The organism is Lysinibacillus sp. FSL K6-0057, from assembly GCF_038630885.1.
GTDB classification, from domain to species: Bacteria; Bacillota; Bacilli; order Bacillales_A; family Planococcaceae; genus Lysinibacillus; species Lysinibacillus fusiformis_F.
Map to the genome: position 1 here is coordinate 3,521,928 of NZ_CP152047.1, position 12,571 is coordinate 3,534,498.

10 protein-coding genes are annotated in these 12,571 nt (G+C 37.8%); all 10 read right to left on the bottom strand.

Annotated elements, in window-relative coordinates; all coding sequences use genetic code 11:
* Positions 1 to 78: 78 nt before the first annotated feature.
* The 10 genes from MHB40_RS17575 to MHB40_RS17620 all read right to left on the bottom strand — a co-directional run bounded on the left by MHB40_RS17575 (position 79) and on the right by MHB40_RS17620 (position 12,448).
* The gene (locus MHB40_RS17575; protein WP_342441098.1) at positions 79 to 525 is read right to left on the bottom strand and encodes an SRPBCC family protein; all 447 of its coding nucleotides are present in this window, start codon (positions 523 to 525) and stop codon (positions 79 to 81) included.
* A 333-nt stretch (positions 526 to 858) separates the two neighbouring features.
* Entirely contained in the window at positions 859 to 1,332 is a 474-nt protein-coding gene (tnpA, locus tag MHB40_RS17580; RefSeq protein ID WP_036129052.1) for an IS200/IS605 family transposase, read from the bottom strand.
* A gap of 174 nt (positions 1,333 to 1,506) precedes the next feature.
* A complete protein-coding gene (gene hemL, locus MHB40_RS17585) occupies positions 1,507 to 2,799 on the bottom strand; it encodes a glutamate-1-semialdehyde 2,1-aminomutase (RefSeq protein WP_342441099.1) in 1,293 nt (430 codons plus the stop codon).
* Positions 2,800 to 3,780, bottom strand: coding sequence for a porphobilinogen synthase (gene hemB, locus MHB40_RS17590; protein WP_342441100.1), 981 nt, complete (start codon positions 3,778 to 3,780; stop codon positions 2,800 to 2,802).
* A complete protein-coding gene (locus MHB40_RS17595) occupies positions 3,777 to 4,538 on the bottom strand; it encodes a uroporphyrinogen-III synthase (protein WP_342441101.1) in 762 nt (253 codons plus the stop codon). Before MHB40_RS17595 ends, hemB begins: the two co-directional genes overlap by 4 nt.
* Positions 4,528 to 5,460, bottom strand: a complete 933-nt coding sequence (hemC, locus tag MHB40_RS17600) for a hydroxymethylbilane synthase (RefSeq protein WP_205444687.1) — start codon at positions 5,458 to 5,460, stop codon at positions 4,528 to 4,530. The genes MHB40_RS17595 and hemC overlap by 11 nt, the downstream gene beginning before the upstream one ends.
* An 18-nt stretch (positions 5,461 to 5,478) precedes the next feature.
* Positions 5,479 to 6,306: a cytochrome c biogenesis protein CcsA gene (ccsA, locus tag MHB40_RS17605; protein ID WP_205444689.1), complete on the bottom strand. Its 828-nt coding sequence runs from the start codon at positions 6,304 to 6,306 to the stop codon at positions 5,479 to 5,481.
* 183 nt (positions 6,307 to 6,489) lie between these two features.
* Positions 6,490 to 7,854 (bottom strand): glutamyl-tRNA reductase, encoded by a 1,365-nt coding sequence (gene hemA, locus MHB40_RS17610; RefSeq protein ID WP_205444690.1) that lies wholly within the window; start codon positions 7,852 to 7,854, stop codon positions 6,490 to 6,492.
* Positions 7,855 to 8,053: 199 nt separating this feature from the next.
* Entirely contained in the window at positions 8,054 to 10,981 is a 2,928-nt protein-coding gene (locus MHB40_RS17615) for a VWA domain-containing protein (protein WP_342441102.1), read from the bottom strand.
* A gap of 18 nt (positions 10,982 to 10,999) precedes the next feature.
* Positions 11,000 to 12,448: an S-layer homology domain-containing protein gene (locus MHB40_RS17620; RefSeq protein ID WP_342441103.1), complete on the bottom strand. Its 1,449-nt coding sequence runs from the start codon at positions 12,446 to 12,448 to the stop codon at positions 11,000 to 11,002.
* Positions 12,449 to 12,571: the final 123 nt, after the last annotated feature.

Below are 12,571 nucleotides of genomic sequence, written 5' to 3' on the forward strand. Positions count from 1 at the left end.
TAAAAATAGATACTACTAGAAAAATGGCATGCTAGAAGTAGTATTCTAGCATGCCACTTTCATGGATGTTCGTCTTAATTAAACATTTACTAATTTAATTTTATTAGCTACACGATCTGTTAGCATTTTCGTTGCCTTTGGTACGATCGGTTTAAAAATCGGATTTAAAACAGGGCCAGCTAACCCACCAGCAACGACTTCTAAGAATCCTGTCATTTTTGTATTTTCAGCATCGATGCTTTCTGCAAGGAAATAACCATTTCCTGTGAAATTATCAGAAAGACCCTTTAATTCGAATGTAACTTTTGAAGGTGCCAACCATTCTAAGATTGTAATTTCTACTTCTACTGTTTTTTTCAATACGCCAACATTGCCTTTAAAAGTCCAAGTGGAGTGTTTGTCATCAATCATTTCGTGTGCATTATAACCTGGGACAAGCTTTGCCCATTTTTCCATATCACTAACGAAATCCCATACATGTTCAATCCTTACGGGTACTTCGACCGTGTGTGTGCCTGTTGCCATATCAATTCACTACTTTCTTTTATGAATAGCTATATTATAAACGAAATCGCCCACAATTTGGCTATGCTGAAAGATGTAATTTTGACAAAAGCAGGTCCTTCATCCAGTATAGAAGATCTTGTTTACTAGTAAATATATGCTATTCCCCCTTTTTGTCCATACATTTCTCTAGCACTATAATGCTTTCTGCTTTATCCATCAAATCAGAACCACCAGTATAACTGGTGGTTTGCTCTGCGCGTGAAACGCTGGGGTACTGGCCCATGTCTAAAGACATTCTGAATGGTCCGTCAACCGCACTCCGTTTTCACACAAACCGCTAAAGCGGCTTACTTATTTTTTCTTTCTCTTGATTTCTTCTCCTGTGAATGGGTCAATGAATTCTTTCATCGTCATTTGATCTTGCAGGATATCTTCTTGTAATTGATTTTTTATATACTCCTGTATCTTTTTCTTATTTCGGCCGACTGTATCCACATAGTATCCTCGACACCAGAATTGACGATTACCGTATTTATACTTTAAATTTGCATGTCGGTCGAAAATCATTAGACTACTCTTCCCTTTTAAATAACCCATGAACGCAGATACACTCAATTTCGGAGGAATACTTACCAACATATGAATATGGTCAGGACAGGCTGTTGCCTCTATGATTTCTACATCTTTTCTTTCACATAATTGGCGCAATATTCTTCCAACATCTGCTTTAATTTGACCATAAATAATCTGCCTTCTATACTTTGGCGCAAAGACGATATGATACTTACAATTCCACGTTGTATGTGCTAAACTTTTATTATCCATTTATGGTGGCTCCTTTCGTACGAAGTCGGTTGACTAGACCTGACTTTATTGTACGTTTGGAGTTTTTTTATTGTCCATAGCTAAAAGCTTTCCGGAACCCCCTGCATAGCAGGGGGTTTTCAAAGCACACAAAAAGAGCATGCTAGAAATCATTCTAGCATGCTCTATCAAATTTTATTGCGCTAATTGTGCAAATACTTTATCGAATGCAGCCACCGTTTTCGCAATATGCTCTTCCGTATGAGCTGTTGAGATGAATAATCCTTCGAATTGAGAAGGCGGTAAGAAAATACCTTCTTCTGCCATCAAACGGAAGTATTCAGCGAACAATTGTAAATCAGACGTTTTAGCAGAAGCAAAATCAATGACATCTTCATTTGTAAAGAAGAAGCCAATCATAGAACCTGCACGATTAACAGTGTGTGGGATATTATATTTGGATGCTGCTTCACGGAAACCAGCTTCTAGCTGATCACCTAATTTTTTAAAGTAGTCATATGTGCCATAATCTAAACGTGATAACGTTTCGTAACCAGCTGTCATCGCTAATGGATTCCCAGATAATGTACCTGCTTGATAAATTGGTCCAGCTGGTGCAACTTGCTCCATAATTTCTTTTTTCCCCGCGAACGCACCTACAGGAAGACCGCCACCAATCACTTTTCCTAAAGTCGTCATATCAGGTGTTACCCCAAAATACCCTTGTGCACAGCCATAATCTACGCGGAAACCTGTCATCACTTCGTCAAAGATTAATAATGCACCATGCTCTGCAGTAAGCGTACGTAATCCTTCAAGGAAACCTGGCTGTGGTGGTACAACACCCATATTTCCTGCAACTGGCTCCACAATGACTGCTGCTAGCTCTGCACCAAACTTGTCGAAAATCACTTTTGCCCCTTCTAAATCATTGTAGGCAACTGTCAACGTATTGCGTGCGATATCTGCAGGTACACCAGGGCTATCAGGTAAGCCTAGTGTGGCAACACCTGAACCAGCTTTAATCAATAATGAATCACCATGACCATGATAAGAGCCTTCAAACTTTAAAATCTTATCACGCCCTGTAACACCGCGTGCTACACGTAATGCAGACATAGTAGCCTCTGTTCCCGAAGAGACAAAACGAATCATTTCCATACCTGGTAGACGATCTAATACCAATTGAGCTAAACGATTTTCTGTATAGCTTGGAGCACCAAAGGAAGAACCCTTGGCTGCTGTGTCTGCAATTGCTTTCACTACCTCTGGATGTGTATGTCCTAGAATGAGTGGACCCCAAGACAATACATAATCAATATACTCGTTACCATCGATGTCTTTAATAATCGCACCATGGCCAGATTCCATGAAAATCGGGTCCATATTCACTGATTTGAATGCACGTACTGGGCTACTAACACCACCTGGCATTAATTGAACAGCTTCAGCATAGGCTTGTTTTGATTTTTCGTAAGAACGTGTCATTTATTTCTCCTCCAACCAACGTGCAACATCTTTTGCATGGTACGTAATAATTAAATCAGAGCCTGCTCGTTTCATGCCTAATAATGTTTCAAGCACAACTTTTTTCTCTTCAATCCAACCATTCATAGCAGCCGCTTTAATCATTGCATATTCACCTGAAACATTATACGCAACAAGCGGTAATGGATAGTTATTTTTCATGTCTCGAATAATATCTAAATAGCTTAAGGCCGGCTTTACGATTAAGAAATCTGCGCCTTCTTCGATATCTGACTCTGCCTCACGGAATGCCTCTAGACGGTTCGATGGATCCATTTGGTAGGATTTACGATCACCAAATTGTGGAGCGCCATCTGCAGCGTCACGGAATGGTCCATAGTAGCTAGATGCATATTTGACTGCATAGGACATAATCGGAATATGTTCAAAACCAGCTTCATCTAGACCAGCACGAATTGCAGCTACAAAGCCATCCATCATATTAGATGGAGCAATAATATCTGCGCCAGCTTTTGCCTGTGATATCGCCGTGCGGGCTAAAACATCTAATGAAGGATCATTCAAAATTTGATCGCCCTCAATTAAGCCACAATGTCCATGATCTGTAAATTCACATAGGCATGTATCTGCAATGACTAGTAGCTCAGGATGACGTGCTTTAATGAGTCGCGTCGCTTCTTGAACAATGCCGTGATCATGAAATGCACCTGTTCCAACCGCATCCTTTTCAGCTGGCAAGCCAAATAAAATAACTGCAGGAATGCCTAATGCTACAACCTCATCAACCTCTGCTTCCAGTTTATCCAATGAAAATTGAAAAACGCCAGGCATTGAATGTACTTCATTTTTTATATTTTCGCCTTCCATTACAAAAATAGGATAGATCAGGTCCTCTTTATGTAAGTATGTTTCTTTTACCATTGATCGCATCGTTGCATTGGCACGCAAACGACGATGTCTTTGAAATTGTAGTTTTGTCATGATTTGTCCCCTACTTTCATAATTTCTTCGATGACTGCTTGCATTGTATATACACTTGGCATAATATCCACAGTAGCACCGTATTGTTCAAGAGCTGCTTCCGTAATATGGCCGATGGCTGCAATGCGCGTTGCTTGCCACCCAACATGCGGCACTACATCCATTGCGTACACATCAACAGCTGAAGGACTAGCAAAAATCACCGTGACATCTTGATGTTGCTGGATGCAACTGACAATAGCCGCAGTTTGATCATGTCGTTCTATCGTTTCATAGACTGTCCATTCTTTTAATTCAAAGGGCAGCCCATCCTTCAGTGTACTTTTCGCCTTTTCTCCTCGAATAAACAGACATCTCGGATGATTACCTGCTACACTTGGAAATTCTTTGACGAAAATATCAGCACTAAATACGGAAGGCATAAAGCTCACTTGAAATCCTAACTTTTCTAATGCTGTCGTTGTTTTAGTCCCAATGGAAGCAATCTTCCCTTGGAAGTGCTTAGCATTCAATTGATGCCGAAGCATTTTACTAGCAAAAGCATCGACAGCATTTTGACTAGTAAAAATAATCCAATCATATTGATGGGCGCAATTCAATCGTTCAGCATCATTACTGTCTAATCGTTCGCACGTTTCAATTAATGGGGCTATGATTGCTTGTCCACCTAAAGCTGTTATGTTATCGACAATGGTTGTTGTCTTAGATGTACCTGTTAAAAGTATCGTTTTACCATTTAAAGGTAAATTACTTAGCATCTTGCTCTGCCTTTACACGCTGAATTAAATCAAAAGCACCCTGTTCTGTTAAAATAGCAGCTAGCGCTTCTCCAATTTTTTGTGCATCTGTACCAACAACTGTTTCCTTATACATAACAGATGCATCTGGAGCAGCAACAAGTCCTGTTAATGTAATTTCTTCCCCATTAGAAGTGGCATACCCAGCGATTGGTACTTGACAACCACCATCCATTGCTGCCAAAAATGCACGTTCTGCATGCGCCTCTTGCCATGTTAATGAATCAGTGAGCTTTCCTAATTCGGCTAATAGCTCCGCATCATCTGCGCGACATTCAATGCCTAGAGAGCCTTGTGCTACAGCTGGCAAACATTGTTCTACAGGTAAAAACTCAGTGACTACATCATCGCTCCAACCAAGACGTTTCAAACCAGCCGCAGCCAAAATAATGGCATCATATTCTTCTGTTTCGAGCTTAGCTAAACGTGTATCAACATTTCCACGAATCCATTTAATTTCGATATCAGGACGTACTGTTAAAAGCTGTGCACTACGACGTAAAGAACTTGTCCCAACAACTGCTCCCGCAGGAAGGTCAGCAAATTTAACATGACCTTTCGAGATAAATGCATCACGCGCATCTTCACGTGGTGGAATACAACCAATCACTAATCCATCTGGCAATACAGCAGGCATATCTTTCATAGAATGAACAGCAAAATCAATTTCTTTATCGTATAGGGCTTGTTCAATTTCTTTCACGAACAATCCTTTTCCACCTACTTTTGAAAGCTGTACATCTAAAATTTGATCACCTTTTGTTACAATCTCTTTTACTTCAAATTCAAACGGTACACCAGCCGCTTTTAATTCATTAATGAACCAATTTGTTTGAGTTAGCGCTAGCTTACTTCTCCTAGAACCTACAATAATTTTTCTCAACAGTCTCCAACCTTTCTTCTAATACCATAAATGGAATCGCGACAAACTACTTCCTAGGAAGAAATTTACAACAACTAACAGATAGGCATAAATATGTACCCACGCATAAGTTGTACCTATCAGCTTGCTTTTGCGATTCACATATAGGATAAAACAATACAAAATTAAAATAATGAAAGACCCTATGATTTTCGCATCGAAAATCGAAAGACTCTCTAATGTTAATAGTGCCCATTCAAACCCTAATATTAAACTTATAAATAACATTGGTATCCCAATAAAAAATGAAATATTCATCCAGCTACTCGTCTGCTGTAAGGAAGGCAACCTTGTCCATAAGTGTGACCACTTTTTCTTTTTCAGCAAACGATATAGAACGAGGTACAAAATGGCAAACACAAATGTTAAAGTGAACGCTGCATAGGACAATATTGCAAATGATATATGAATAAAAAGCATTTCCGAAATTAATGTATCCCCGACAGCTCCTGTAGGACGCTTCGGCATGAATGTAAATATACTAGCGAATAAAAATCCTAGTATATTAATAATAAACACAGGTAAATCCACCTTTGCTATGCAATGAAGGAAAATGGATAACGTCACGAGTAACCAGGAATAAAAAAGAATTCCCTCAGACAAGGATAAAATCGGAAAACGCTTCGTCTCCACAAACGTTAAAATGATAATGGCACTTTGAATCACCCATACAAATGAAACAAGCCAAAAAGCAATACGCCTTGCTCGTACTTGCTTATAAAAATAATCAGTAAAGTAAAAAACTAGACTGATCGCATACAAGACGATCATCACTTCATACAACCTCGTCATGGTCAAATCAGCCAATAGACATCCCTTCTTTGTCGTGAAATTAATTAAGCTATTCTAGCATAGAAAACAAAAAAACGTTTTCGTATCTTAAGTTTACCATACAGATACGAAAACGCCTCGTGTAATATCAGTAGAAAATCCAATTGCGCATAATACTCATGTACAACCACATTTGTCTACGCAAGCGCAATAGATATTTTAGAAAGAGTACTTTGGCTCAGTAGAAGTCTGAGATACCTGTGAGCGTTCTTTGCGCTCAAGCTCTTGCTTTGTCATCTCATGAACTTCAACTTCCACAGCATCCTCTATACCAAAAATTTGTTGGAATAAACGTAACTGTTCATTTGCTTTTGGAGAATTAGCCATTTCCTTAGCTTGTAAGATTGGCTCTTTTAACAATTGATTGATAATAGATTTTGTATGTTTGCTTAAAATTTTACGTTCACGTTCCGTTAAATCTGGCATTTTATTTTCGATACTCATCATTGTCTCTTCTTGAATACGACTCGCTTTTTTACGTAATGCTGAAATGACTGGAACTACCCCAAGCGTTGCTACCCAGTCTTTAAATTGCACAACTTCTTTGCCAATCATATCGGTAATATCAGCAGCAGCACGTTCACGCTCTGCTAAATTCGCCTCGACAATACCTTGTAAATCATCGATATCATAGAGGAAAACATTTGGTAGGTCGCCAACTCGTGGATCAATATCACGAGGAACCGCAATATCTACCATAAATAATGGTTTTCCTTTACGTAAACGTTCCACAAATTGCATCAGCTCGTAATCAATAACATAATCTGTTGCACCTGTTGAAGTAATTAAAATATCCGCTTCTAACAATGAACATTGTAATTCCTTCATTGATTTAGCTTCACCATGGAATTTAGCCGCTAAGCTTTCTGCTTTTTCAAATGTACGGTTAATGACAGTAACTTTCCCTACGCCACTACCATAAAGGTTCTCAATCGCAAGTTCCCCCATTTTTCCTGCACCTAAAATAGCTACATGCTTGCGTTGTAATGAGCCAAAAATTTTCTTTGCTAATTCTACGGCAGCATAGGAAACGGATACCGCATTTTCACCGATCGCTGTTTCATTATGTGCACGCTTTGCAAATGTTACTGCTTGTTTAAATAGTTGATTGTATACCGTTCCTGTTGTGCCAATCTCTTGTCCACTTAAAAAGCTTTTTTTTACTTGCCCTAAAATTTGTGTTTCACCTAGAACCATTGAATCGATTCCAGCTGTCACTTTAAATAAATGTTCGATTGCCTCATCTTCTTCACGAATTGTTAAATACGAAGAAAATGTCTCCACAGGCAAATCAAACCAGTTGGCTAAAAATTGTTTCACAAAATGACGTCCAGTATGCAATTGATCCACAACAGCATATATTTCTGTACGATTACATGTCGAAACAATTACGTTCTCTAATATACTTTTTTGCTTTTGCAGCGCTTCCATTGCTTGTGGCAGTTCACTCTCAATGAATGATAACTTCTCACGTATTTCAACAGGCGCTGTTTTATAATTCAAGCCTACTACGATGGCATGCATGAATAACACCTCACACGTTCTAATTCACAAATCTCATTATAGCACAGTTCGACAATAGTTCATCATTAATTTGTGAACATGTCATGAAGAACTGCAATTCGTCATCTACATTAGAATTATTATAAACTAAGTGTAACAAATTATACGTGTTGTTTCAAATTAAAAAAACTGCCCCACAATCGGAGGCAGTTTTCTCTCATTAATTTGTTATTGAGACAGTCTTTAATGCAATCATATTTCCATCTTTATCATATGCTATAAACTCAATCTCATCATTCACTTTAAAATCCTGCATAGTTTGGACGGTTTTCGTTAACATATAAACATGATCACTACGCTTTTGCAAATCAAATTGGACATCTCCACTGATCGAATTAAAACGTACATTCATCTTGGCAACATTTTGACAGTTACCATCGACTCGTGCGCTCATTGTAATATAGCCTTTTCGTAGAGAAACGCTCGTTTCTTCAAATAAATCTTCTGGATTGATACAACTTGAAGCTGGCGTTTTACATAAAATTGTATCAATTAACTTCTGGAATACTTGATGCAATTGTAAATTATCAATTGCATGGAAATACGTTCCACCCGTTTCTGAAGATAGTTGCATTAAAGTGGCATCATTTACTTGTGATTTCTTGCCCATACTTACTGTGTATACTTTGACACCTTGCTTTTTCGCTTCATTTATAACTTTTGTCATTTTTGATTTACTTGTTTTACCATCAGATACAACGACAATCGCTTTGGATGTTTTCGAATCATTCGAGAATTTTGTTAAAGCAATATCAATGCCTGCAAAAATATCAGTTGCACCCTTCTCTTTTGATGCTTTATAAAGATCTTTTTTTAGCACATTTTCTGTTGTACCTTCTCCAAGCACCGTTGCTTTTGTATTCGTTTCAATGACTATGTTATTTTTAGCCTTTAATTGATTGATTAGTTCAATCATTTTCTTTCCACGATAATTTGTTGGATCAACGGCCTTCATGGAAGAGGAATAATCCACTACATAGGCAATTTCTGTTGCTAAAGAACAAGAATTTTTACTGAAGTATGGATTAGCAAAAATGTCTTTCGTTACTGTTTTATCTTTTAAACCCTTCAAGGATGTTGCGTAGCGTGGGTCTATTGGATTGACAAGTATTGCTTCCACTTTAGATTTTCCATAAATAATTGAATCAAAGTAGGCTACGGCAGTACCTGGATTCCCTGTATTATTCAATGGGTCTGAAGTGTTCGTAATGAATGAAGCTGTTTTTTCCACTCCATCATACTTAATTTTGACTGTCCCTTGATAATCCGTAATAGGCTCTCCACCTGGGCGCACTAAAGTCACCATCACTTTTGTATAACGATCTTTTCCTGATGGTCTTGATGCCGCATCGGCACTTTCCTTTAATGCCTCTACTCGTTTTTTATAGGCCTCTACTTGCCCAAGTAATTTACCGCCTTGATATTTTAATAATACTGTACGGTCATAGTTACTTAAGTTTGTGAAGATCGTATAAATCTTCATAACACTATCATAATGCTCTAATGTTAAATCCTTTTCGTCTGGCATCTTTTTCATAAGTTGAATAATAGCGCCGACTGGATTAATGTTTTCTACCTGTGAGGCAATATCATCATCAATGCCTTGAACGCGATAAATAGGACGACCATCGTCAGCAATCATATACATGATTTCCGTTATAGCTGTATTATCTTTAGTTGTAACAGAGTTTTGGAAACGCGTCTTTAAAAGTTCCTCAAATAAGTGAACAGAAATATCATAGTTTTCAAATTGTAGAATAGCATTTTCATAACCTAATGCTGGATATTTAGGATCAGATCCACCGTAACGTAAATAGATGTTTTGCACATTTCCTAAAACATCTGTTACATTTGTTTGCTGTCCAATACTAAATAGCTTTCTATCCCCATCAAAGTCAAAAGGAACTGGGCTATACACATCAATTAGGTTTTGCGTAAAGAACTCTGGGATATCTTCACTTTTTGGAAATTCAGGTATCACGCTGCCATTATCATCCGTATTTCCTGGGTCGTATACTTGGTAATCAATACGCAATTCAGGCTGTGGTGCGTAACGCACTTCTGCATTTAATTTCTCTCCAACAAGACACTTCATTGCTGGGTCTGTATTATTAATTAGCTCAAAAGTGATGGTATCACGTACCGATTTAGTTAATTTTGGTGCTACAACGATAGCGGACACAGTTGAACCATCCGATTGGACAATATCAACTGCTTCACCTGAAGTATCAACAATATTTCCGTAGGATGCCTTCACGCGGAATGAATAGGATTTATCATCTGCGATAGGATCACCATTACAAGCCTTTAAAGACACCGTAACAAGTGTTGTATCCACATTATTTGCAATTAAATCAGGTTTTTCCACCACAATACTTTGCAGTGCATTATTGACATTGTTCGGTCCAGTAAAATCATTTGAATTATCCTTCGGTTCTTCAAAATCAGCACTACTAGATCCCATAAAACCTGGAGGTAACGTAATGCTATCATTATCACGACCCGCTGGACTACGTTTTAATCCTTGTACTGCAAAAGTGCTATTTTGAACAGCACGATATAAGAATTCAGCAACATCACCACGTGTTAATTTTGTAGATGGATTGAAGCTAGCAAATGTCTTTTTGCCTGTAGAACTTGTAGATAAATCATTTGAATATAAATATTGCACTGCCTGTGGCTCATCTAAATCTAAGCCTTTAAAAGCAGCATAAATTTGGGCAAATTGGCCGCGCGTTACGGCTTTTGTTCGATTCGTATTCACATGTGTGCCGTTAAATGGTAAATAAAAATCGCTATAGAAATTATAAGCAACACTATCTACATAAGATAACGCATAGTTACGATCTAGCTTGGCAAACATCAGGACAAGCTCACGATCTGTCACTTGCTCATTCGGTAAAAAGTTACTTGCACTATTTAAGGACATCAGGTCATTATCGACCGCCCAGGAAATAGCTTTATAATTATTGCTATTTGTTGGAACATCTCTAATGGTTGTAGCTGCTTGAGTGACAGTGGGTGTCGCTGTCATCAGTAGTAACATGAAGCAAAGCATAGCAAGCAATGCCTTTTTTACATATGTCATTTTTGTTCCATCCTTTCTTTAGTTAAAGAACAATATGTCATCACGATAGTTTTGTTTTAAGTCATCTTCCAAATATTTCAAGAATCGTTCTAGAACGACTGATGCCTCCGCACGAGTTAGCGGTTTATTTGGATTAAAGCGACCAGCAGAATCACCAATCATTAAGCCAAGTTCATTCGCTATATAAATGCCATCTCTTGAATAATTCGGAATCTGTTTATCATCTGTAAATCTAGTTAAGTAGCCAGGATCGGGTGCTCTATTTTCAAGTCCTAAGGCACGAACAAAAATTGTTGCAGCCTGTGCTCGAGTAATCGCATTATCTGGCTTAAAGTAGTCAGCTGATACACCTTTAATGATCCCTTTATTTAATGCTGATTCAATATAGCCGTAATCTTTGATAGAACGCTTCAAATCTTTAAAAACACTTGTAGTAGGTGTCTTTTTTGATTTCTTTTCTTCAAACACACGTAAGTCAACTGCTTTCCCAATAGCCGTCGTAAAATCAATACGTTTCATTGGCGTATTAGGAGAGAAGAAATTACTTGAATCCGAGTAAATACCTAGAGAATAAAGTTTTTCAATTGCTTCTTTCGCGTAATGGGTTGTTAAATCTCTGAATTTAGGAATAATGAGACGCTCAATTGTTGGCATGTACTCTGTATCTAAATCTAGCGTTCCTTTTTGCCCTGAAGATAAGTCGTATGTATATTCAGAAATAACATCCTTTTCACTAACGACTGCATATCCCCCTTCAAAACTCCCTAAGCTACCGAGATTTTCTTCATAATTTAAGACACGTGATTTACTTGTAGATAAACGATTTTTCACATGGCTTGTCTTGCCATCACTATAGGAATAAACAGACTCTGTGATTTGAGTTTCAGTCGCACCCCAGAAGTTCTCATAGCCTGCATGTCGACTATCTGTTTCAATTGTTACTGTGTTTTGAACAGCATTTTTCCCTTTTCCTGTTTCAAAAGCATAGGTTTTCCTAGAAATAATATTTCCTGAGTAATAATCTGAGGCTGCACGATTATCAGTAACTGTTCCTTGTGAAAATTGATAATCGACTAATGAATACGTAATGGCGCCAATTGTAATTTTTTCAGTGTATTTCTTTACTTCACCATTAGATGTTTTTTGACCAAGAACTGCATAATCTACTACATCTGATTCGTAGGCAATATTTCTTGTCAATGTAGCACCATTGCTTGCTGTTAACTTCATACTATACGTTTCAGTTAATTTACCTTTTGATTCTTTTTGTGCAATTTTAATATCTTTACTTGTCCCTTTAAAAATAACAGGTGTCCCTGACAGGAACACGGCTTCTTCATATGTATACTCGTTTTTTACAGCACCCGTTGTTTCTAATGAAGCGGCTGATGCATTGAACGGAATAGTAGTTCCAATCAAAAAAATAGCAAGAACGATGAACATAATTTTAGATAATTTTTTTTGCATTCACTTTTCCTCTCTTTCACTGTGCATGGCGTGCAGAATGAAGCTTGTTCTAATACTACTAAAAAATCTGCTCGTCTAGCGAAAGTATGCACAATATAGCTTATGCGAAGTAACCTTCCTCTT

Coding starts and splice junctions, on each gene's coding strand:
- MHB40_RS17575 (WP_342441098.1), bottom strand. CDS start 525: ATGGCAACAGGCACACACACGGTCGAAGTACCCGTAAGGATTGAACAT.
- tnpA (WP_036129052.1), bottom strand. CDS start 1,332: ATGGATAATAAAAGTTTAGCACATACAACGTGGAATTGTAAGTATCAT.
- hemL (WP_342441099.1), bottom strand. CDS start 2,799: ATGACACGTTCTTACGAAAAATCAAAACAAGCCTATGCTGAAGCTGTT.
- hemB (WP_342441100.1), bottom strand. CDS start 3,780: ATGACAAAACTACAATTTCAAAGACATCGTCGTTTGCGTGCCAATGCA.
- MHB40_RS17595 (WP_342441101.1), bottom strand. CDS start 4,538: ATGCTAAGTAATTTACCTTTAAATGGTAAAACGATACTTTTAACAGGT.
- hemA (WP_205444690.1), bottom strand. CDS start 7,854: ATGCATGCCATCGTAGTAGGCTTGAATTATAAAACAGCGCCTGTTGAA.
- MHB40_RS17615 (WP_342441102.1), bottom strand. CDS start 10,981: ATGACATATGTAAAAAAGGCATTGCTTGCTATGCTTTGCTTCATGTTA.
- MHB40_RS17620 (WP_342441103.1), bottom strand. CDS start 12,448: ATGCAAAAAAAATTATCTAAAATTATGTTCATCGTTCTTGCTATTTTT.